This window comes from uncultured Roseobacter sp. (assembly GCF_947496515.1).
GTDB lineage: Bacteria > Pseudomonadota > Alphaproteobacteria > Rhodobacterales > Rhodobacteraceae > Roseobacter.
Genome location: NZ_CANMDB010000023.1, coordinates 1 through 21,844, shown reverse-complemented (window position 1 = coordinate 21,844; position 21,844 = coordinate 1). Strand labels below are relative to the sequence as shown.

22 protein-coding genes and 2 pseudogenes are annotated in these 21,844 nt (G+C 59.0%); 15 read left to right on the top strand and 9 right to left on the bottom strand.

Features of this window, described 5'->3' with window-relative positions:
• From Q1A53_RS22195 to Q1A53_RS22180, 4 genes and pseudogenes are all read left to right on the top strand, one after another.
• Positions 1 to 358 (top strand): hypothetical protein (locus Q1A53_RS22195; RefSeq protein ID WP_299971168.1); only part of this gene is annotated, 358 nt, incomplete at its 5' end.
• Between the two features lie 120 nt (positions 359 to 478).
• Positions 479 to 718 carry a hypothetical protein gene (locus Q1A53_RS22190; protein WP_299971165.1) on the top strand — a complete coding sequence of 80 codons (240 nt, stop codon included), beginning with the start codon at positions 479 to 481 and terminating at the stop codon, positions 716 to 718.
• A gap of 263 nt (positions 719 to 981) precedes the next feature.
• Positions 982 to 1,655 (top strand): annotated as a pseudogene (locus Q1A53_RS22185) (transposase); the annotation flags it as partial.
• Between the two features lie 170 nt (positions 1,656 to 1,825).
• A pseudogene (locus tag Q1A53_RS22180) lies at positions 1,826 to 2,004 on the top strand (integrase); the annotation flags it as partial.
• A 113-nt stretch (positions 2,005 to 2,117) separates the two neighbouring features.
• Here the strand turns inward: Q1A53_RS22180 and Q1A53_RS22175 are convergent.
• Entirely contained in the window at positions 2,118 to 3,158 is a 1,041-nt protein-coding gene (locus Q1A53_RS22175) for a DJ-1/PfpI family protein (protein WP_299971162.1), read from the bottom strand.
• A 37-nt stretch (positions 3,159 to 3,195) separates the two neighbouring features.
• Between Q1A53_RS22175 and Q1A53_RS22170 the strand changes: the two genes are divergently transcribed.
• Both Q1A53_RS22170 and Q1A53_RS22165 read left to right on the top strand, forming a co-directional pair.
• On the top strand, positions 3,196 to 3,804 hold the full coding sequence (locus Q1A53_RS22170) for a DJ-1/PfpI family protein (RefSeq protein ID WP_299971159.1): 609 nt from the start codon (positions 3,196 to 3,198) through the stop codon (positions 3,802 to 3,804).
• Complete coding sequence (locus Q1A53_RS22165; RefSeq protein WP_299971156.1) at positions 3,804 to 4,388, top strand: TIGR00730 family Rossman fold protein; 585 nt, start codon at positions 3,804 to 3,806, stop codon at positions 4,386 to 4,388. The genes Q1A53_RS22170 and Q1A53_RS22165 overlap by 1 nt, the downstream gene beginning before the upstream one ends.
• A 401-nt stretch (positions 4,389 to 4,789) precedes the next feature.
• Here Q1A53_RS22165 and Q1A53_RS22160 read toward each other — a convergent pair whose 3' ends face one another.
• Positions 4,790 to 5,017 (bottom strand): hypothetical protein, encoded by a 228-nt coding sequence (locus Q1A53_RS22160; RefSeq protein ID WP_299971153.1) that lies wholly within the window; start codon positions 5,015 to 5,017, stop codon positions 4,790 to 4,792.
• A 390-nt stretch (positions 5,018 to 5,407) separates the two neighbouring features.
• Here Q1A53_RS22160 and Q1A53_RS22155 point away from each other — a divergent pair, with 390 nt between their 5' ends.
• Both Q1A53_RS22155 and Q1A53_RS22150 read left to right on the top strand, forming a co-directional pair.
• The gene (locus Q1A53_RS22155) at positions 5,408 to 7,345 is read left to right on the top strand and encodes a CoA-transferase (RefSeq protein ID WP_299971150.1); all 1,938 of its coding nucleotides are present in this window, start codon (positions 5,408 to 5,410) and stop codon (positions 7,343 to 7,345) included.
• A gap of 237 nt (positions 7,346 to 7,582) precedes the next feature.
• Entirely contained in the window at positions 7,583 to 8,890 is a 1,308-nt protein-coding gene (locus tag Q1A53_RS22150; protein WP_299971148.1) for a short-chain fatty acid transporter, read from the top strand.
• A 289-nt stretch (positions 8,891 to 9,179) separates the two neighbouring features.
• Here the strand turns inward: Q1A53_RS22150 and Q1A53_RS23500 are convergent, their stop codons facing one another.
• A complete protein-coding gene (locus Q1A53_RS23500) occupies positions 9,180 to 9,233 on the bottom strand; it encodes a hypothetical protein (RefSeq protein WP_366873036.1) in 54 nt (17 codons plus the stop codon).
• 291 nt (positions 9,234 to 9,524) lie between these two features.
• Here Q1A53_RS23500 and Q1A53_RS22145 point away from each other — a divergent pair, with 291 nt between their 5' ends.
• The 5 genes from Q1A53_RS22145 (at position 9,525) to Q1A53_RS22125 (ending at position 13,594) form a co-directional block, all read left to right on the top strand.
• Positions 9,525 to 10,919 (top strand): MATE family efflux transporter, encoded by a 1,395-nt coding sequence (locus Q1A53_RS22145; RefSeq protein ID WP_366873034.1) that lies wholly within the window; start codon positions 9,525 to 9,527, stop codon positions 10,917 to 10,919.
• Positions 10,920 to 11,413: 494 nt separating this feature from the next.
• Positions 11,414 to 11,626 carry a transposase gene (locus tag Q1A53_RS22140; RefSeq protein ID WP_299971174.1) on the top strand — a complete coding sequence of 71 codons (213 nt, stop codon included), beginning with the start codon at positions 11,414 to 11,416 and terminating at the stop codon, positions 11,624 to 11,626.
• 8 nt (positions 11,627 to 11,634) lie between these two features.
• Complete coding sequence (locus tag Q1A53_RS22135; protein ID WP_299971142.1) at positions 11,635 to 12,336, top strand: hypothetical protein; 702 nt, start codon at positions 11,635 to 11,637, stop codon at positions 12,334 to 12,336.
• A 190-nt stretch (positions 12,337 to 12,526) separates the two neighbouring features.
• Positions 12,527 to 12,763, top strand: coding sequence for a hypothetical protein (locus Q1A53_RS22130; protein WP_299971139.1), 237 nt, complete (start codon positions 12,527 to 12,529; stop codon positions 12,761 to 12,763).
• A gap of 192 nt (positions 12,764 to 12,955) precedes the next feature.
• A complete protein-coding gene (locus Q1A53_RS22125) occupies positions 12,956 to 13,594 on the top strand; it encodes a sulfotransferase family protein (protein ID WP_299971136.1) in 639 nt (212 codons plus the stop codon).
• Positions 13,595 to 13,812: 218 nt separating this feature from the next.
• On the opposite strand, the gene Q1A53_RS22120 is transcribed toward Q1A53_RS22125, so the two are convergent.
• The 5 genes from Q1A53_RS22120 to Q1A53_RS22100 all read right to left on the bottom strand — a co-directional run bounded on the left by Q1A53_RS22120 (position 13,813) and on the right by Q1A53_RS22100 (position 18,375).
• Entirely contained in the window at positions 13,813 to 14,424 is a 612-nt protein-coding gene (locus Q1A53_RS22120) for a rhomboid family intramembrane serine protease (RefSeq protein ID WP_299971134.1), read from the bottom strand.
• A gap of 121 nt (positions 14,425 to 14,545) precedes the next feature.
• Positions 14,546 to 15,967: a hypothetical protein gene (locus Q1A53_RS22115; RefSeq protein WP_299971131.1), complete on the bottom strand. Its 1,422-nt coding sequence runs from the start codon at positions 15,965 to 15,967 to the stop codon at positions 14,546 to 14,548.
• Positions 15,930 to 16,547 carry a polysaccharide biosynthesis/export family protein gene (locus Q1A53_RS22110; protein ID WP_299971129.1) on the bottom strand — a complete coding sequence of 206 codons (618 nt, stop codon included), beginning with the start codon at positions 16,545 to 16,547 and terminating at the stop codon, positions 15,930 to 15,932. Before Q1A53_RS22110 ends, Q1A53_RS22115 begins: the two co-directional genes overlap by 38 nt.
• A 177-nt stretch (positions 16,548 to 16,724) precedes the next feature.
• Entirely contained in the window at positions 16,725 to 17,381 is a 657-nt protein-coding gene (locus tag Q1A53_RS22105) for a hypothetical protein (protein WP_299971126.1), read from the bottom strand.
• 154 nt (positions 17,382 to 17,535) lie between these two features.
• On the bottom strand, positions 17,536 to 18,375 hold the full coding sequence (locus tag Q1A53_RS22100; protein ID WP_299971123.1) for a hypothetical protein: 840 nt from the start codon (positions 18,373 to 18,375) through the stop codon (positions 17,536 to 17,538).
• Positions 18,376 to 18,638: 263 nt separating this feature from the next.
• Here Q1A53_RS22100 and Q1A53_RS22095 point away from each other — a divergent pair, with 263 nt between their 5' ends.
• Positions 18,639 to 20,045 carry a phosphomannomutase gene (locus Q1A53_RS22095; protein WP_366873032.1) on the top strand — a complete coding sequence of 469 codons (1,407 nt, stop codon included), beginning with the start codon at positions 18,639 to 18,641 and terminating at the stop codon, positions 20,043 to 20,045.
• 272 nt (positions 20,046 to 20,317) lie between these two features.
• On the top strand, positions 20,318 to 21,322 hold the full coding sequence (locus tag Q1A53_RS22090; protein WP_299971120.1) for an NAD-dependent epimerase/dehydratase family protein: 1,005 nt from the start codon (positions 20,318 to 20,320) through the stop codon (positions 21,320 to 21,322).
• A gap of 288 nt (positions 21,323 to 21,610) precedes the next feature.
• Here the strand turns inward: Q1A53_RS22090 and Q1A53_RS22085 are convergent.
• Positions 21,611 to 21,844, bottom strand: a 234-nt coding sequence (locus tag Q1A53_RS22085; RefSeq protein WP_299971116.1) for an adenylyl-sulfate kinase, incomplete at its 5' end; no start/stop codon positions are given.

Below are 21,844 nucleotides of genomic sequence, written 5' to 3'. Positions count from 1 at the left end.
CGGCGCTGGTGGACAAATTTTCATCCGCGCGGCGCGAGACAACTGGCACATGCTGACGGATGCAGTGCTTTTCGATCCCAAAAGAGAACTTGAGGAGATTAGAAGCGCCCCCGACTCTGACGATCCGGCATATATGGATTGGCTGATGGCGTCTCTGGAAGACAACAGCAACCGCAACGTACAGTTCTTTGACATGCAAGGTCTGTCAGAGGACGCGATCTACATCTGTGGCGTGTCACCGCCCGGAGCGAAACCTGTGCTCTGCTACTGGGACGGCGAGACGCTCGAAGAACTCAAGGTGCCGCTCGCCGAGGCTGCGCTGACGGGCATCTACATCGAGTCCCCCGATGATGTCTGAATCTGCGGCCGCGAGGGTGTACTGCTGCACGGCAGCCGTGCCCGCGGGTTCAATCCAGTTCCGGGTGACCGGCGCCTGAACCTGTTCCACCACATCACCGCCTATCGCGATAAGCTGGTGATGCCCGCCAGTGTCCGACCCGGCGGCCTGTGGCAATACGATCCGAACACCGGCGATTTCGGGCGTTTTGAGCCGCGCTTGCCGCGTCTGACCCCGCCACCAGCAGACAGCGGAGAGCCCCATGGCGGTCCGTTCTTCGCCCAGGCCGTAGGCGAAGTACTCTGGGTCGTCGCCCCCCGCGACATCTACCGCTTCGATGGCACCGCATGGGAACGCATCAAGCACCCCGACTTGCCCTAGGTACTGCTATTTCGGATCGCCGCCCGTTGGGCGTCGAATATGGGCTTTCTGCACCTTTACCCGCCACACCGAAGCTATTGAGGACAGGGTTTTTGGCTCTACCAGCAACAACGGACATTCTTGCAATACGCAGAATTGGTTGATCTGCGCCGATGGTTCTAAAAGCGCCATGTCTTCTAAAGTGCTGATCGCTGATCCGATTTCGATACTGATGCTGGAGATCGATTGCGATGATCGGAGAAAAGCAGAAAGCGTAGGCAGCCTTGTTCCATAAGTTCTGGCTTGAGGAGAACGTCACGCAGGATCACCTGCTGCGGTCGATCGATTGCTTCGTCGATCTGAGCAGTATCCGCCCCCATCTCGCGGATTTCTATAGTCGAACAGGTCGCCTATCGATTGATCAAGAACTGATGATCCGGATGCTTTCGGTGGGTTAGTACACGGGCATCCGTTCGGAATGTCGTTTGTACGAGGAAGCGCCTCTCAACCATGCACACCGCTGGTTTTGCAGTCTAGGTCTCGCATATCCGATCCTGGATCACTCAACCTTTTCCAAGAACCGCCCCTTTCGGCAGATCGCTCCGCAACCGCCTGCCGGGCAATGCATGGACGTTTCCGTGACTGTGGTCTGTTTCGGCATTTATTCGAGACGGTCGTGGCATGCTGCATGGCGGAGGGATTGGTTTGTGGCGAGACTTTTGCGACGGATGCCAGCATCATTCAGGCCGATGGGAACAAGCAATACTCAGCGCCAAAGGCAGATTGGGAAACGGCGCAGATAGATCCGGCGGTCGGGCCGAGGGCTGTGCGCGAATATCCTGAGACCCTGGATGATGCCGCATTTGGTGCAGCCAGCGACGTGGCACCAAAGTGAACGTCGTTCTCAGAGCGGGCCAGTCAATGGACCGGTGCGTCAAAACGGCCAGTAGTCTTCGCCGATGCTCACACCAAGTCTAAACGAAGCGGCGCGAGATAAGGCACGCCAGATTGCCAGAACAGACGCCTACACTTATGCGCGCCGGCGACGAAAGAGGGTCGACATGCACTTCGCCTATCCCATTGAGATCATGCAGCTCTCTAGCCGATTTTTTCAACACCATAGTCTCTGAGCCGCCCTACGGCGCCCATTCGCATCAGTGGTCAAAGGCGGCGGAGACCACCGGCGGACGGGCGACGTCAGCGCAATTCAACTGCTGCTCGGTGACACTAAGGTCGAAAGTACCGTTCGGTACCTAGGCGCCGAACTTGAAAACGCATTGAGCATCGCAGACCGGATCAACATCTGAACTAGCTTGGCGGAGGGTCTTGCCGTTAGCCATCTGAGAGCGGTTGTCCGCTCCCACTGCAGCGCTGGCTCATTCTGAGCCCATTTTCACCGATGCTCCGCTGAGCAGGCACCTCAGTTTTCGCTGAATAATGCCTGATACTTCGATGGTGACGTGTGTAGATGCCGATGGAATGCCCGGCGCATCTTCTCCTGATCCCGAAAGCCGCAGGTTTCCGCTACGGCTTTCATATTGCGGTTGCTCTCAACGAGCAGATTTCGCGCGGCATCTACCCGCATTCGCTCCAATGATCGTGCGGGAGATAGACCAACGCTGGCTGTGTACCGACGAGAAAAGCTCCTCGCGCTCATCGCACAGCGCTCCGCCATATCTGGGACATTGATCTGGCGTGTCATGTTCTCGCGCAGCCACTCGTGCAGCTCGGCGAACTCTCCCTTTGCGTCTTGGGTCTGCCGGGCCAGATCGGCGCTGAACTGTGACTGCCCGGCGGACCGGATCATTGGTGTTACGAGCGATCTGGCCAGCCGCAGTGCAGGGCCCTTCCCAAGGTCTTCTTGAACAACAGCGAGCGCCATATCGATACCTGCAGTGATCCCCGCTGATGTCCAAACCGAACCGTCCTTGATGTAGATCGGATCAACCTCAACATTCACCTTTGGAAACCTGTCCGCCAGAAGCGCGCAGTCTTCCCAATGTGTCACCGCACGACGACCATCAAGCAGGCCGGCTGCCGCCAGCACAAACGCGCCGCAGCAGACCGAGCATGTGCGCCGTGCCCGCTTTGAGAGGCTTGAGACCTCTTGCACGAGACGGGCATCACGTGCGGCAACCTCGGCACCATTCCCACCAACAACAATGAGAGTGTCCAGTTCGTGGTTCTCCATGTCGGGCACGATCCTGTTCAGCGGCACGCTGTTGATCTGAACAATCGTATTTGTCGCGATCGACCCGCCATCGAGTGACGCGACGTGCGTCCGGTAGGCCGGTGTGTCTTCTCCGTTTCGATAGGCGTGCGTGAAGACCTGCAAGGGCCCAACAAGATCGAGCAGTACGATCCCGGGATAAACGACGAAGACGACCGTTTTCTGGTCGGGCGATGCATTCGGCGGATTGGCACAAAAAGGTGGCATATTGTCATTTATGCCATGAAGCACCCGCGCTATCCACACTCAACAACAAGGAGGACTTGTGATGAGGACAATGGCGGCGCTCGTGTTTCCAGGCTTTGAAACGCTGGATTACTTCGGTCCAATAGAAATGCTGGGGAGCCCTGCACAAGAGATCGACGTCATAACAGTCGCCATGGGGCGTGAACCGGTGCCAAGTGTTCACGGTCAACGCATCGTTATCGATAAAACCATCTTCGAGAAAAACGATTACGACCTGTTGTTCATCCCAGGCGGAGACACGGCGCTGGAGGCGGCCAAGGACGAAACACTCATGCAGTGGATAAGGGACGCATCTAAAAACGCTGAACGCGTCATGGCCGTCTGCACCGGGACGGTGTTGCTTGGCATGACAGGGCTTCTCGATGGCCGCAAAGCGACAACGAACAAACTCGATTTTGAAGACACAATCCCTCTTGCACCGAACGTAGAGTGGATCAAAGCGGCGCGGTGGGTCGAAGACGGGAAGTACTTCACATCCTCCGGTGTGTCCGCAGGAATGGATATGGCCCTTGCCGTGGTGGCGGACCTTTATGGCATGGCTGCCGCAGAAAGAGTGGCCTTGGGCACCGAATACCAGTGGCAGAAGGACTCCACCCAGGATCCCTTTGCAAAGTCGGCGGGATTGGTCTGATGGGTAATGTGATCAAATCCGTTGGCGTGTTTTGCGGGTCTGCTTCGGGTGTCGGTTATGACTTCGCTTCTGAGGCTGGATTGGTCGGCGCGCACCTTGGGCACCAAAAGCTCTCTCTTGTCTATGGCGGTGGACAGGTTGGACTGATGGGCGCTGTCGCAGATGCTTGCCTCAACCACGGAGGTCAGGTGTTCGGCGTGATGCCCAAAGCTCTGGTAGAAAAAGAGATTGCGCATCCAAACCTCACAGAGCTGATCATCGTGTCCGACATGCACGAAAGGAAAGCGAAGATGGCCACAATGGCGGACGCCTTTGTCGTGCTTCCGGGTGGAACGGGCACGATGGAGGAATTCTTTGAACAATGGACATGGGGCCAAATCGGATATCACAGAAAGCCGATTGCGCTTCTCAATGTGGCAGGCTTTTTCGATCCGCTCATCACGATGCTGGACCAGATGGTGTCACGCGGGTTTTTGTCGGCGCAGCACCGGGAGATGCTGCTTTACGCGTCTGACATCGAGACAATCCTGAACAGTTTTTCAACGTACGAGCATCCGCCCGCAAAGGGGTATTCCCAAGGGTAAAGGTCAGCTAGCCAGGCTCCAGCAGTAGCTGGATCGCGATTGGCGAACATCAACTGAGGCCGCTCGTTGATTTTAAGGCGCGGCTGCGGCGAAAATCACGTTTCGGATCACCAATGCTTGCCGCGTTAAATCACAGCTTGGGTGACATCCGCTGCGTTACAACAGGAACTTGCCGCGCTTCCAAAGAAATGCTGCGCAAGCAATAGCGACGACTGCATAAGTCCGGTTCGCTGCGAGGCTGTGAGGAAAGCCGCTGGCCTTTGGGGTCCTTATCGGCAGTTGGTTCTGACCGCGTTTTTCTGTGGCTATTCCTTCAGATTTGGGCTGAACAACGTCCTTGAGGCGATCTGTTGGTGCCAAGATGCCCTCGTTTGGCCAAGCCGTCAGCCGCGACGAAAAGGCTACTCGGACTTCATCAGGGCTACGGACCCTCTTGATCGGCCAAAGCCGCCCCGAGCGCGATCGACATGATCCGGCCCTTCGCGCGCGGCCACATCCAACACGAGCAACCCGGCGACAGCGGCGAGATGCAGTTCATCGGCTAGTTCTTCGCCGTCGCGCAACATACTGCGTATGCCCGGCCCCAAAATGTGCTCACCAAAAAATGCCGCGGTCGCATCCCATGCCACTACCGGAACGCCTCGCGACCTCGCGCGAGCAGTTCGCGTTGAGTGACAGTGTCAGCAAGCAATAACCAGACGCTCTTTGGGTCTTGAAGTGCATCGCCAGCCTCACTTTTCTCGGCGGCGGCAGCCCGCAGACTAGAACGACATCTGAACCCGGCGCACCGGCCGTCGGCCAGGGGTCAGTCGGCAACGGCAAAGACAAATGTGACGGTCGTTTGACCTATCCGGCTTGGCCAAAGCGTCTGTCGGTCTATTCTCAGCAGCCGTTCGGCGCGACCTCTCTCTACCGCTGAATTCGTTCAGTCCCGTGAAAGCGCGCATCATGTCCGAAAGGTCGGAGTAGATTGCATTATCGGTCAAGTCGGGCGACCATGTGCAGACGAAGTAGAAGAAATGAAACGGACTATCCCCATGCCGGACAAATGCGTCTCTGCCGCTGACGCAGCCGCTTTGATCAAGGACGGCGATACGCTCACCACCTCGGGCTTTGTGGGGATCGGTGTGCCGGACGAGTTGCTGTCGGCCATTGGGGCCCGATTTCTGGAGACCGGTCACCCACGGGATCTGTCGCTCGTTTTTGCCGCAGGCCAGGGCGATGGCAAGACCCGAGGCCTCAATCACCTGGGCCACGACGGTCTATTGAACCGCGTGATCGGTGGCCATTGGGGCTTGATCCCGAAGATTGCCGAGCTTGCGGTTTCTGGAAAGATCGAAGGGTGGAACTTGCCGCAAGGTTGTATCAGCCAGCTTTACCGCGACATCGCGGCGGGCAAGCCCGGCACCCTGTCGAAGGTCGGGCTGGAGACCTTTGTTGATCCGCGCAACGGCGGTGGGGCGATCAATGATATCTCAACACAAGCGCAGGTGGAGCTGCACACCCTCGGCGGCGACGAAGTGCTGTTTTATCCGGCCCGCCCGTTGACCGTTGCCCTGTTACGCGGCACGACAGCTGACGAGGTGGGCAACATCACGATGGAACGTGAAGCGCTGCTCATCGACAACCTTGCCCAAGCCATGGCTGTGCGAAACTCTGGCGGTGTGGTGATCGTACAGGTGGAGCGGATCGCACGGGCACGGACGTTGCCAGCGCGCGACGTTCATATTCCGGGCATTCTCGTCGATGCGGTGGTGGTCGCGAAACCTGAAAATCACATGCAGACCTACGCCACTCAGTTCAAGCAAAGCTACACTAATCGGATGCGGGCCCCCTCCGGCGAGAGCGCTCCGATGGCGCTGGATGCACGGAAGGTGATTGCCCGCCGCTGCGCCTTCGAGTTGCCCGTTAACGGGGTTGTCAACCTCGGTATCGGGATGCCGGAAGGGGTCGCGGCGGTCGCCGCGGAGGAGGGTCTGCTGGAGCATCTGACACTGACCGCCGAGCCCGGGATCATCGGCGGTCAACCGGCTTCTGGTTTGGATTTCGGTGCGGCCATCAACACCGACGCGGTGATCCCGCAGAATAGCCAGTTTGATTTCTACGATGGCGGCGGTCTTGATCTGGCCTGTCTGGGGCTCGCGCAGGCCGATGGGGATGGCAACGTGAACGTCTCGCGTTTCGGCACGCGGCTTGCTGGCGCGGGCGGTTTCATCAACATCTCGCAGAACGCGCAGGCGGTGGTTTTCGCTGGTACTTTCACGGCCAAGGGGCTCGATGTGGCCATCGAAGACGGCGCCTTGCAGATTCGCAGCGAAGGATCACAAACCAAGTTCATCGGCGAGGTGGAGCAGATCACCTTCTCGGGCGTGCGGGCCTCCCGGCTCGGACAACCGGTGATCTATGTAACGGAGCGCTGTGTTTTTGAGCTCACGGCGAGGGGGCTGAAGCTGATCGAAATTGCCCCTGGGGTCGATCTGGAGCGGGACATCCTGGGTCAGATGTCAACGCGACCGATTATCGAGGAGGTCATCGAAATGGACAAGCGGATCTTCACCCCCGAGGAGATGGATTTGCGGAGCGAGCTGCTTCACGTCGACCTGCCGGATCGCATCGCGTTAGACGCATCGACGAACCGTCTGTTTCTCAATTTCGAAAAGATGCGCATTCGTACCCAGAACGACATAGATGCCGTGGGTGCGCTTGTGACCAAAAGATGCAGCGGGCACGGTGGGCGGGTCGATGTGCTGGCCAACTACGACGGGTTTCGCATCGACGAGGCGCTGGAGCTTCGCTGGGCGGACATGGTCGAGGACATGACCGAACGGTTCTACGGCAAGGTGTCCCGATACTCGGGCTCTGCCTTCATGCGAATGAAACTCGGTGCCGTCTTTCCGGAGGCGCGCACCCATATTTTCGAGACCAAGGACCAGGCGCGGCAGTTTTTGGAAAGGTGAGATCCGTGTGACATTCGCACCCGGAAACCCCTGATATGCGACCAAAATTTACGTCTCGGTGCGGATCGCAGAGAGAGCACCTGCGGTTCGCTTGCCTTGACGTTGGGTCAGAGGCCGTTAGCTAAAATGATCACACAACAAACATCGGCGCTGCCTTTCCGGTGATCGCGTACGCTCTTTTGCGAACGGGTCGGCCATGGGCCATGCGCTTGGAAATAAAACGGAAAGAAAGAAGACATGCTGAATTTTATTGCTCGTCCTCTGACCCGCGTGGTCGAACGCTATCTACCAGATCCCTTCGTACTGGTCATGATACTGACCCTGATCGTCATGGTCGCAGCCGTCACCACCCAAGGCACCGGACCTCTCGAAGTCGCCCAGATGTGGGGGGACGGTTTCTGGGCCTTGCTGCAATTCTCCATGCAGATGCTTTTCGTTCTCGTCGCGGGTTACATGATGGCATCGACACCGCTGGTCCGCGGCTTGCTGGCCAAACTCGCGGGGCGGGCCACCACCGCCGGGGGTGCGATCGTTCTCGTCAGCGTGGTTTCATTGGCGGCAAGCTGGCTGAACTGGGGCTTTGGCCTCGTGGTTGGCGCTCTCTTCGCCAAGGAGATCGCGCGTGTGGTCAAGGTGGACTACCGCCTGCTCATCGCTTCGGCCTATTCCGGGTTCATGATCTGGCACGGCGGAATCTCCGGCTCCGTCCCGCTCTCTATCGCGACCGAAGGTCACCCATTCGTGGATCAGATCGGCGTGATCGACACGTCGCAGACGATTTTCTCCAGCTTCAACCTGATCATCGTGCTCGCCTTGTTCATCACGGTGCCGTTGGTCAACCTGATGATGCTGCCATCGGCAAAGGATCAGGTGCTGATTGATCCTGCCCTTCTCGATGAAACGGAGACGTCCGACAGCACATCAGACCGCCCGGCCGAACGGCTTGAAACGTCGCCCGTACTCAATTGGCTCATCGGCGCCGTGGGTGCCGTCTGGCTTGTGGCGCATTTTTTTGGTGGCGGCGGGATCAGTCTCAACGTCGTCAACTTTCTGTTCCTGACCTTGGCGATTCTGCTGCATGGCTCGCCCCGCAGCCTTTTGAATAGCCTCGACGACGGGATCAAGGGCGGCGCCGGCATCGTGATCCAGTTTCCATTCTATGCGGGGATCATGGGCATTATGGTTCAGAGTGGCCTGGCCGCTTCGGTCTCCGAAGCGATGGTGTCAGTGGCTACAGAGACCACATTCGCTTTCTGGGCATTTCTGTCCGCCGGTCTTGTGAACTTCTTCGTGCCATCAGGTGGCGGGCAATGGGCCGTGCAAGCGCCCGTCGTGCTGCCAGCGGCTGAGGCAATCGGCGTAGACCCGGCGCGTGCCGCGATGGCCGTCGCGTGGGGAGATGCCTGGACAAACATGATCCAGCCGTTCTGGGCACTTCCTTTGCTGGGGATCGCGGGGCTGCGTGCAAAGGACGTCATGGGATTTTGCGTCGTCCATCTGCTGATCGGCGGCGCCATTATCACGCTGGGACTGACCTTTTTGTAAGGTATCGGTCGACGGCTGGAAGATCTTGTGCGGCGGGGGGGTGTCTCCGCTTAACCCGCCCGGCGGTCAGGCATCTCTTGAAGCGCCGAACATAACTGGCCCCGTCGTGACCAATCGGAGCATTGTCATCTCTTCGATGCTGAGAGGTTTTTTGCGTCAACCGCGCTTTGGATGGCTGTGCGCTTTGTCTGTGACGATTGTCATTGGGTAAGACCACCGTGTCATCTCACTTGGCTGGCGCATGAATATCCTTGATGCGATGGGGGTTCTGCGGGCGGTGAGTCTAAAATCATTGGCCGCACTGATCGACTGCTGGCCACAGGTAGTACCACCGTCCGCTCACTCTCACGTGCGTTTCGTCGACGTTCCATTGCAAGCCGCGCCAGGACCGATGCTGACGTTAGGCTCGCTTAAGGATCTCGGGCCCAGACTTCTGCACCTATTGATACATTGTCACTGCAACAGCTATGATCCCTCGCTCGGCCAGCAGATCTCGCACATCACGGCATCATAGCGGGTATCGACAGCGCGTGATTAATCCATTCAGCGCGGAACCGAACCAAAGACCAGGTGGTTGCCTTTCAAGCGGCATTAAGACCGCCACAAACAGGCGTCTCGCGCCGGTCCAGGAGCCATGATGTCTGACAGTAAGAAAAGAGATTTGACCAAAGGACCGGTGTGGAAAGCACTGACAGTAACGTCAGCGCCAATGAGTTTTGGAATTTTTTCTGTCATCGCGGTGGGGCTGGCGGATGCTTACTTTCTTGGGCAAGTCAGCGGTGCCGCGCTGGCGGCGGTCGGGTTCATCTATCCGGTAATCACCGCGCTGACGTCCCTTTCTATCGGTCTGAGCGCAGGTGCGAATGCTGCGCTATCCCAAGGCATCGGTGCGCAAAAATACGCGGAGGCCGTGCGGCGGCTTGGCCTTCATGCCATTGGGCTGGGACTAAGCCTCTCGTTGGTCGTTGGGATCATCGTATGGCTTGGTTTTCCGTTTTTGTTCTCGGCACTTGGTGCGCAGGGCGAGGTTGCTGATGAGGTCGCAGCCTATATGCCGCTCTGGGCGCTGTCCTTGCCGTTTTTCGTCACAATGATGATCACCAATGCCGTTTTTCGCGCCCACGGCGAAGGGGCAACCTCGGCTGCTATCATGGTTGTGGCTGCCTTTTTCGGCATTGCGCTCAACCCCATTCTGATCTTCGGCTGGGGGCCGATCCCAGAAATGTCGACCGCGGGCGCGGCCATGTCGACACTGATCGGAAGGGTCGTTGCCATGACCGTTGCGGTCTGGTTGGCGTGGCGGCGGGGATTGTTGGGGGTTTGCGGAAATGTCCTGAGCGGAGCATTCCAAAGCTGTGGCACCATCCTGAGCGTGGGTTTGCCTGCCTCAATGTCCAATGCGATCAATCCCGCTGGCATGGCGCTGGTGACCGCGGCGGTCGCGACAGTGGGTGACGCTGCTGTTGCAGGGTTTGGTGCCGCGGGACGGGTGCAATCCATCCTGCTGGTACCACTGATGGCGGTCTCTGCCGGGATTGGGCCGGTGGTAGGTCAGAACTGGGGAGCAGAGAAATTTGACCGGGTAAAAGACACAACGAAGTGGGCCTTTGGGTTTGCCTTTGCCTACGGTGCGGTCATCGGTGTCTTGCTCTTGTTTTTTGCCAATCCGATCGCAGGACTTCTTGCCTCGGCTGAGGAGGATCAGGAATACGCCGCGCAGTATCTGCGCGTTGTCGGTCTTACGTTGTTTGGTTATGGCATTCTTGTGATCGCGAACGCAGCGATGAATGCGCGCGACAAGGCGGTATGGTCGATGTCCCTGAGCCTGGGACGCATCATGTTGATTTACCTGCCACTCGCTTGGATCGGTGTGACTGTTTTTGGCTATGCCGGAATCGTGGCTGCGGCTGCAATCGCAAATATCTCGGCCGCGATAGCCTCGATTTACGCTGCCAACCGTACGGATTTGCTGGCATTCGGGCTGAGCGATTTCGCGAAAGGAAAACAACGAAGTGCTTTGAAGGCGTAAGGGTCTGGGCTGCAGGCAAACGAGTGGGGTTCTGTCGCAAAATCTTCCCACAGTCAGCGGCAGGCGATGTTGGGTGTCATTCTACTCAGCAAGACTGACGTAAGCCGCGAAACGGCAGCCAGCGCACAGATACCCTCTCTTGATCGCGGGCGCCGTTGCATCCCTGTCGACGGTTAACGATCCGAGTGATTTGCAGGAGCTGTTACATTACCTCTTTCTGCCGGTCACCAGCTGGTCATGAAGAAAACCCATGGCTCAGGTTTCATTGCTGAGCGTCGCCTCCGTGCGGTCGCGGCGCAGCCTGGCTTTGACCCGCCGTTTCGGCGTCTTGTTCCGCAGCTATAGGCGGCCTCATTCTACGCGGTTTCGCTTGAGGGTCACGTCCCCCATGATCATCTGTTGCGTTCGTTGATCTGACCAGCGTCCGCGCACATCCGGTGGATTTCGACGGCCACACTGGCCGCCTCTCGATCAATGCCGAACTGCCTATCGGTATGCTAGTGGTTGAATACTGCCTCGACCTCCGGTCCGCGCTGCCGCTCCGCGCGACGGTAGATCTGAACCTCGCCCATCGCTGGTTTTGCCGCCTCGATCTGACGGATCGTACCCCGGATCACTCTGGCTGTTCGAAGAACTGCCCCACTCTGCAGATTGCTCGGAAATCGCCTTCCGGGCAATGCGTGGCCGGTTCTGCGAAAGCGATCTAGCACATGTTGTGTTCGAGACGACGGTTGCTCTTTACATAAAGGACGGCCTGGTTGATGGCCTTGGCTTTGTGGTCGACGCCGGTTTAATCAGCGCTGGTGTTCAGAAGCAGAGCTTGAGCACTTCCGAAGATCGGGCGGCACGCAAGAATGATCCGAACGATGCACCCCAAGCGGGTCGCAGTATCTCGATGCGCTGGATGATGAGGCTTTTTGGGGCTAGGACAATCGCCAAGCCCAAGTTCCCGGCACATGCGGACCCTGCCAGCCACTGGACGTCAGTGCGCAAAGGCTCCGCTCTCTTTGCCTATTCCCAGAACTATCTGATCGATACGGGACACGGCAGCATCGTGGATGTGGTTGCCAGCCGTTCTAACAAGACGGTCGAAGCTGGCACTATGCTTAAAATGCTCGACCAGACCGAAGAGCGTTTTGGCGTGAAGCCCAAGTACATTGCTGCTGACACAGCATACGGACCGTCCGATGATCTGGTTTGGCTGGGTCTGAAGCGCCAAATCCTCCGCTTCATCCCCGTCTACGACAACGGTGACAGGACTGATGAAACCTTCGCGCAGTCCGACTTCACATGGGGTGATAAGAACGACCGCTACTTCTTCCCCGGGGCGGCAAAGAGATGTGGCACATTTGGCGCACGTACTCGGATCCAAAGCGTGATGCCCCGAATTGGCGCGCCCAAAGGTATCGGGCGTTGACATCCGATTGAACGGGATGCGAGCCGAAGGCTAAATGTTGCCCGAACTCTGAGGCACGTGCCATTCATCGCGAGAACTATGAGATCGTCACAGATTTCACACGCAAACGCAGCGCCTCGGAGTTTGACCCAAAAGCGCAGGCGCGGCGGAAGAAGATCAAAATGAGCTTCGCCCATCTCCAAACGCATCCGTGGCCTGGGACGCATCGGATCACGAGGTCCATGCGGCGCAAATGACGCATTCCTCCTCGCCGCAAACGCCCAAAACCACCAAAGTTCAAGCCAATGCCGCCAGCCCCAGCTTGAGGCAGCGTCCCGGCATTCGACATCTGAATGAAATCAAAGTGATAGCTCAAACCAGCGCGCCGACATCAAAGGCTTTTTTAAGGGAAAGGGCTCACTGCCGCCATTCCTTCCTCATCGCATGAAGGCCCTCCTTTCACAGATGGGCCGGTGCCAGCAGCATCGTGGTTTGAGGACAGACCATACTGCCCTCTGACGTCTTCCCTAGCCTTCCCGTATCGCGAGCGTCTGAGCGGATCGCGCCGGAAAACGTTATAGGATTGAAGAGGAAACTGCGGTAGAGCGGTGAGGACCGGCACCGCAAGCGATTGATCTGCATGAAACCCTCCGCCCTCTCCCGTTTCCGTGACAAGATCCTCTATGACATGCTCGGCCATGTGCCGCGCAACCGGGCCTTTGTCTTCGGTATCGGGCTGAGCAAGACTGGAACCACATCGCTCAACGACGCGCTGGAGATCCTCGGGTATGACGCCTGTCACCTGCCGCCCATCACCCATGTGGACGCGCAAGGGCAGATCCATAGCCGCTGGCCCTGGTGGGTCTACAAGTATAACGCGCTCACCGATCTGACGGTGTCGGTGCTGCATGCGGAACTGCGCGACACCTTTCCCAATGCGCGTTTCATCTATACCCGCCGCCCGATCGAGCCATGGCTCGACAGTTGCCGTCGGCATTTCACCGTGGAGCTTGGCGAGAAGCGGATTGAACAGGATCAGGTCTATCTCAACACGCTATGCGATGCGTTCTACGGCAGCCATGTCTACGATGAACCCAGCTACCGCGCAGCGTACATGAAGCACGACGAAGAGGTGATGGCGCTGCACGGCGGACGGTCAGATTTCATGCTCTATGACCTGACCCAGAACCAAGGCTGGGGGCCGCTGTGCAATTTTCTGGATAAACCGGTCCCTGACGCTCCCTTTCCTGTCTCGAACAAGGGGCGAAAGGCGTCCTGATATCGGTCTCTACGTCCCGATCCGGGAAAGCTTGCGTTAAAGCACCCAACCTTAAACCTGAGACAACCCGCTTCGCTCAGAGCACCCGCACAACAGGCACTGTTGCACAGCACCCTTCCGCCGCCTTCAAACCGGAGGTTTGCCTCTGGCAAAACGGGTCGCGCGATTGCGCCACCCTTTGGGCCGGTGCTTCAGCATGAACGTTGGGTGTCTCAGGTTTAAGGTTGGGTGCCCTCGTCCTCTTCGAGAGGGCGCGGATCCACCAGCAACGCCATCACCCATCCCGCGATGAACCCGCCGAGATGTGTCTCCCACGCCAGTTGTCCGCTCATCGCCCACCAGAGCACCAGATTGAGGATCACCAGCCAGAAAGCCGCGTTGGCGACGGGCCAGAGCCCCTGACGATGGGTGTAGCGATCCACGTAATTCCACGCCAGCAGCGCCCCGGCCAAGCCGAACAGTGCGCCCGAGGCCCCGACCATCGGTGGAAACGGCTGCGCCAGTGCAGCAAAGGCCCCCGCGCCGCCAATCAAGGCCCCGACGTAGATCAGCCCAAAGCCGCGCGCCCCGACGCGGCTGATCACACCACGCCCCAGCGACCAGAGTGTCAGCATATTGACCAACAGGTGGGCGATGCCCCCGTGCAAAAGCCCGTAGCTGAGGAACATTGTCCAAGGTTGCAGGGTGTAATTCGGTGCCCAGCCGCCAAGCAGGCCCGGCCAGAAGGCGCCATAATGGTAGACAAGGCCCCGCAGGCGCGTGGGGCCGATGATCCCGTGATCCGTCAGTTGCAAAAGCAGTTCGGTCAGGCTGCAGACTGCGATCAGCACGAACAATATCCAGCCTCTGGAACGGTCTTTGCTGTCCGCTTTGGGGGGTGTCTTCACAGAAGGGCTATCGGCTGGCTCCATATCGCTCAACTAGCCCCGGTCCGCATGGCGAAACTGCGGCTCAAGGTCGCCAGTCAAAGCTTCTCTGGAGGCCGACGAAAACCGTATTGGAACGCCGGTCTTCGGCGTTGTCCTGCGTCGAGAGGGAATGAGAAAAACCACCAACGAGCCCCCAGTCACGCGTCAGATCGTGCCTGTAGGTCAGATCAATATCAAGACGCTGGCCGTCATTGCCATCTTCCTGCAGCTCATTTCGGTTAAAGAAGGAGAGGCCCAGCCCGATACTGGAGACGCTGTTTATCTCCTGATCGTAGTTCGCCCTCAGGGTCGTGTTGATGTCTTCATCGTTGTCGGTGTCGGTAACGACGCTCTGCGACAGGCCAAAGCTCAACACCGCCCGGGGCAATTCGTACCGGTAGTCGACATCAACCAGCGGATCGGTGCCCACGACACCGGCACCTGTGACGCCAACCGTCAAGGCCAGAAAGCCGCGGGGAAGTTCCAGTTCGCGGCTGACATTCAGGGAAGAGCGGCGCCCGTCATCATTGCTGGACACATCCGATGCAAAATTCAGACCCAGAGAGCCGTTTTGCAGGGTCCGCAGCAGACCGACATCGACGTTAAGGCCCTCATCCGTGCCGCTTTGAGTGCCCGACCGCTCGATCCGATCGTAGCCCAGGGACAGATCGGCGGTCAAAACCGGAGAGATATCCAGTACAACTCCGGCACCCAGCCCGGTTGTCTCACGATCCACCCCGTTCCCTCCGGTATCGAAGTCGATGTACCGGCCCGTCAGATTGGCCGTGACGCGGGGGGTGATGCGAAAATCGACCTGGCCGGAAAAACTGTTCGTACTCTGATCGGTCAGGTTGGGGTTGTTCGTGCCGCTGAAGGTAAGCTCGTTATAGGTCCAGTTAAAACTGGCGCCGATAGGCGCCTCGCGTCCGACCGCGCCTTCGAGCCCGAAGGTGTAGTTCTCCCGCGTGCCGCTGTCTTGATTGATAACATCGCCGTCCTGGTCAAAGTCATCATCAATGCTGGAAGTACCCGTATCGGACTCGCGATACCGGAAGTCCACGCCGATCCGTGCGTTGCGGGTATCCCTGTCGTAGTTCAGCCCGACCCTGGCATTGGTCGGATCAAGGCTCGACTGATCCTCACGGCCCTCCTCGATGTCGGTGCCGAGATTGAATGTCAGGCGGTCTACGGTTCGGACACTGTCGAGGGTGAAGTCCAATACCGTACGCCCAAAGAAATCCGGGTCGCCATCGGCTCTCAGGTCCGGGTTGTCGCTGTATTCCAGCCGCTGTGTGACATCAAAGCCTGCGGCGAGGCCGGGCGGTCCTGTTTCCTGCGCCCGCACCACGACACCGACGGTGCACAGAATGAGGAGCGCTCCGGTACCCCGGTGCGCCCTCGTGAGCCTGCGCCGATGTCCGGGCCGTTTATTCGAACAGGCGCCGTTCTGGTACCAGGATAACATCTCCGTCCTTCAGCTCGATATCGTTTGCCACAGCCCCGTTTGCCAGAGCTTTATAATTAAGGATGGTTACACGTTGTACGCCCGCGGCATCTGTGCGCCGCAGTTGGATCCGCTTGGTTGCTGCAAACCTCGAGACACCGCCGCTGACGGCCACTGCCTGCAGTAGTGTTGTCCCTTGTTTGACTTCGACCAGGCCGGGCCTGTTCACTTCACCAACGAAATAGATGTCGATGCTGGGTCCGTCGAATGCCGAGCCTGTCGCGGGCGCAATCGGCTCGATCCGGGGCCTTACGCCCACAAAGACGGTGGGCGGGTTCGCAAAGTTCGACTGAATACCTGTGGTGATGGCGTTCTCGATCTGCCCGGCCGTCAACCCGGCCGCGCGGAGGGATCCGGCAAATGGGAAATTGAAACGCCCGTCTGGCAAAACCTGAACTGCACGGTTGAGCGAGCTGTCCTCGAGCACTTCGATGGTGAGCGTATCACCGCTCTGCACCCGATATTCTGCCTGCGCCAGCGCCAAACCGGCCCAGAATGCCAGAAGCAGAGCCATTGCGACACTTTTCAGTACTTGTCCCATTATTCTGTCCTCGATCCGAGATGTCGGCAGCCGGGCGCGTGTGTGCCCATCGTGTAGCGGGTACAATAGTTTCGCGCCTCAAAGCCACTGCAAAAGCCCTTCGGTGTCGCCTGTGGGTAGAAATTACCACAGGACTGTCGCCCGAGCGCCACAGAAGAAGACCCTCAGACAGGCTTTTCAGACCACGGGGCGGCGGCGGCCCTGAAGCCTGAGAAGGACCAGCAGACCGCTGAGCAGCAAGACAGCGCCTGCGGGAAGCGGCACCGCTGACAGATCGGGCTGGCCGGTGACGGGTGGTACCGACAAGATCATCTGGCCCGGTGCAAATTGCCGTTTCATACGTTGTTCAAAGACGAGCGGCTCCCCCCAAGCGTCCGTATCACCGGGAAGCCGCATGTACTCCCACAGCCAGGACACCTGATCGCCAGACATGCTCGCCGAGAGTTCAAAGGAGTCGGCACCGCTGCGGTAGGTCCAGGAAATCTCCCAGCGGTCCAGCTGCCCATCCGCGCCGGTTTCCAGCGTCAGTTCGAAACCATCGCGGTAAGCCTGGCCCAAGGCATAGCTGCCGGCCTCGGTATCTATGGACAGGGCAAAGTCGTTGATCAACTGATGGCTGGGCGACGTTCTCGACCGGCCAACCGTGTAAATGCCGCCCGCCGTCAGCGTCTCACCGAAGGTGATCTGCAACGTGGCGCGCTCTGCGCGTCCCGGCCCGTCCGGGAGTTCGGACAGAAAGCTCGGCAAGTTATAGTAACTGTCGAACTCGACAATGCTGTCGGCTGAATAGCTGAGCGTGGTGGCCCCTGCGGACGCCGCAAGCCCTGTGGCCATGACCAACGACACCAAAAAATGCCTAAAGAAAGACATAAACTCTCCCCTCATTACAAAAGTTAACAAATAATGAAGACAGCTTAACCGGAAGAGGCGCCACAACAAACCACAATCTGCGGGTGTGCAGATCGCGCCTAGCGTCCTAGCGTAGCATCTATGCCGTGGGGTATGGTGGCTGGTCCGGGGAAATCATCTGGTAGCCAAGCCGCGTGACCAGATCGGGATCAAGCTCGGCGTTGATGCGCTCCAGCGCGGATTTGGACAGCCTGTCGCGCCACTTTTCCTGAAGGTAATAGGTCGCGTAATCCTTGTGCGACAGTTCGCCATCGGCGTGTTTTACCCCACCTGTTATGGGGATGTGAGTGCCGCGTAGGGTGATGCCAAGTTGCGTCGCCACCCGTTCGAGCGCGGCTGCCTCATCCTCCAGAAAATCCTCGTACCGCACGATCATGGCATGTTTGGCCGCTGCTTTCAGCACCTGATAGCCGCGCATCTTGCGGTTCCAGACCTCTACCGGTGACAGCGGATCACGCCCGATATTCTCCCGCTGCTCCATTACGCCCAGATGTCGTTCCAGAAACTCTTCGAACCGCGTGTCCTTGCCCCCGACGTGATAGGGGCGCTGAAAAAGCGACAAAAGCCACGAATAGGGGTTTTTGACGACCATAAGGAAACGCACCGACGACAGCGCATCCGCACCGATTCGGGCCACATCGGGGTTCATGTGCTTCCAGCCCAGGTTGCGCGCAAAGGTCGCCTCAAAATACCTGTCGCGCGCCGCCTCGTGCAGACCGCGGGCCAGACCGGGCAGAGCGCGATGCAAGCGGCGGGTCAGCTGCGTCCGCAAATCCTTGCCATCGACATGACCGGGCAAGACCTCCGCGCACAGGTTCTGATCCATCAGCGCCGTGAGGTAATTGGTCCCGGTGTTGCGCTCTCCATAAATCTTGAGGGCAACATCGCTGGACGAAGTGGATGATCTCAAGCGTTCCATAAACACGTGGACATGACCCAGGGTAACCCATCAGACGTTAAACCGTTACTCGCTGCACCCCAATTAGTCACTAACGCATTATAAATCGTGATGAAACGTTAACGGTGGAATGAGTATTGTCCATGACATTGCGCCACAGATATAAGCCAAACTAGGTTGCGACAGTCTGACTTTTTCACATGTTTTGCAACCCAACAAGACCGTATAAGGCGACACAACTTGTGCCAATGCGCACTTAACGGGATTGTGTGCACAGGAAACCAATGAAGATCGAGAGTGAAGACATGGCCCCCAAATTCGGTACCAGCGGTCTGCGGGGGCTTGTCGTTGAGCTGACGCCTGAACTGATCAGAACCTATACTCGGGCCTTTCTCGCGGTATGTCCTCATGATGGTACGGTGCATGTGGGGCGCGACCTGCGGGCGTCTTCTCCGGCGCTGGCAGATGCTGTGATCAGCGCCATTACGGAGGCAGGCCACGCGGCGGTGGATCACGGTGTCCTGCCGACGCCTGCCCTCGCGCTGGCCGCGGCGGCGGCGGGTCAGGCCGCCATCATCGTCACCGGCAGCCATATTCCGGCAGATCGAAACGGGCTGAAGTTCTACACGCCCAAGGGTGAAATCGGAAAGGCCGATGAAACCGCGATCCTTGAGGCCTGCGGGCGCGCGTTCAAAGAAGCGGCAACCTCCGGGACACGCCGCCAGACCGCGGACGCCCTCAAGGCCTACGCCGCGCGCTATCTGGAGGCGTTCGGGCCGGACGCGCTGACCGGGCTGCGCATCGGTGTGTACGAGCACAGCTCAGCCGCGCGCGATGTGCTGGCAGAGGTGCTTGAGGGCTTGGGCGCGCGGGTGGTGCGGCTTGCCCGATCAGACAGTTTCATTCCCGTGGATACGGAAGCGGTCGATCCCGAAACGCGCGCGCGATTTGCCCGCTGGTGTGGTGACCACGGGCTTGACGCGCTGGTGTCCACCGACGGCGATGCCGACCGCCCCATGCTGACCGATGCCGATGGCCAGATGGTGCCCGGCGACGTTCTGGGGCCGTTGACTGCGCGCTACCTCAAGGCTGAGGTGATTTGCACGCCGGTCTCGTCGAACACCTTGGTGGACGCGATGGGTGATTTCACCGAGGTGCGCCGCACACGTGTCGGCTCCCCTTTTGTGATCGCCGCGATGGAGGAACGGGCGGGCACCCGTGTCGCAGGCTACGAAGCAAACGGAGGGTTCCTGCTGGGATTTACCGCCCAAGGGCCCCGGGGTCCGATTGCGCCTTTGATGACGCGCGATTGCCTGTTGCCGATCATCGCACCACTGGCCGCCGCGCGTGCGGCTGGCTTGGACGTGGCGGGCTTGGTCAGCGCGTTGCCGCGGCGCTTTACCGCCGCGGACAGGATCGCGGGCATTGCCAGTGAGCGTGCCGCCGCCTTCGTTCAACGCCTCAGCGCCGGGGCCGAGGCCCGTGATGGCTTTTTCGGCATGCACCCGCCCGAATCCGGGGTTGATCTGACTGATGGTCTGCGCACCAGCTTTGCTGATGGCACCGTTATCCATCTGCGTCCGTCCGGCAATGCCCCGGAGTTTCGCTGCTACGCCGAAGCAGACACGCCGGAGCGTGCACAGACGCTGGTGCGCGATACCCTGAAGGCTGTGGCGCAAGAGCTGGCGTAACCCGAGCCTTCGGGAAACAACCGCAGGCAAACGATGTCAGTGGCCAGCCTCCGACAGGGCTGGCGGTCTGGGTCACCAGCGACGCAGGTGTCGCTTTCCCATCGAGCAAATCCACCAACCGCCGAAACGGGCGTCTCCCTGCCCGGAGCTGTGCTGTCAGCGTTTCCGGACCAGCCGATTTGCAGCGAGGCGCCGTCGTTGCGGTAGGGCCTTTTTTACTATCGGTTGAATTGCCGCTTCCGCCAGCGACCTTTTTCCGCCATTAGATCCGCATGCACCGCACCGCATTTGTCACCGGCTCCGCCGGGTTCATCGGTTATTTCACCAGCCTCGCCCTTCTCACTGCAGGGTGGCGGGTCGTGGGCCTTGATGCGCTGACGGACTACTATGACGTGAGCCTGAAAGAGCAGCGTCACAAGATGCTGGCGGATCACGGCAGCTTCACCGCCATCCACGAACGGCTGGAGACACCCGGCGCGCTAAAGGACATCTTTGCCCGCCATAAGCCCAAACTGGTCATCCATCTCGCCGCTCAGGCCGGTGTGCGCTATTCCATCGAGGCACCGGCCTCCTACGTGCAAGCAAATCTGGTGGGTACGGCGGAACTTCTGGAGGCCGCGCGCGCTCATCCGCCCGCGCATATGCTGCTCGCCTCCACCTCGTCGGTCTACGGTGCCAATACCGAGATGCCGTATCACGAAAGCCATAAGGTGGACACGCAGATGTCCTTCTACGCCGCCACCAAAAAGGCGACAGAGGCGATGGCGCATTCCTATGCACATCTCTACGGGCTGCCCACCACCATGTTCCGGTTTTTCACGGTTTACGGGCCGTGGGGACGGCCGGATATGGCGCATTTCAAATTCACCCGCGCGATCCTCAGCGGGGCGCCCATCGATGTCTATAACCGGGGCGAGATGATGCGGGATTTCACCTATGTGGATGATCTTGTGGCTGCCATTGTCGCTTTGGGGGACGCCGTGCCAGACATGAATGCGCCGGTTGAGGGGGACACCCTGTCGCCCGTGGCCCCGTTCCGGATCGTGAACATCGGCAATGGTGCACCGGTGAAGCTGATGGATTACATTGCCACGATTGAAACCGCCTGCGGACGGGAAGCCCAAAAGAACTACATGCCGATGCAGCCCGGTGACGTGCCGGGCACATGGGCTGACGCCAGCCTGCTGAACACGCTTTTGGGTCCGCGCCAGATCACGCCGCTGTCTATCGGGATCGGTCGCTTCGTTGACTGGTATAGAGACTACTACAAGGTGTGAGCCGGGTTTTCGAAGCGGAGACAGAGGTGGTGCTCGGGGCGCCGCACCAACAGGCGGTCTTGTCCCGGTCAGAGGAAAACAACGCACGTGACCGGTGGAGGCCATCTTGGGGCGACCTGATCCAGAGTCAGCAGGACGTCAACTAAATCGATCTTGATCTGTACTTACAAAAAGCTCTCTGCACTCCCAAGCGAACATGGCGGCGAACAAAGCAAAAAACCCCGGGACCTTGGATCCCGGGGTCGCAGTGCGGGTGCCGGTCCCCCGCCTGATTGCTTGCCGTGCGCCTCACCCGCTGATGAGCCCCATGCTTTCGAGCTTCAGCAACACCTGGTGTGCGCAGCTGTCGACGTCGACGTTTTCGGTCTCGACCTGGAGTTCGGGGTTTTGGGGCACGTCGTAGGGGTCGGAGATGCCGGTGAATTCCTTGATCTTGCCCTCGCGTGCCAGCTTGTAGAGCCCCTTGCGGTCGCGGCGCTCGCATTCCTCGATGGAGGTCGCCACATGCACCTCGACAAAGGC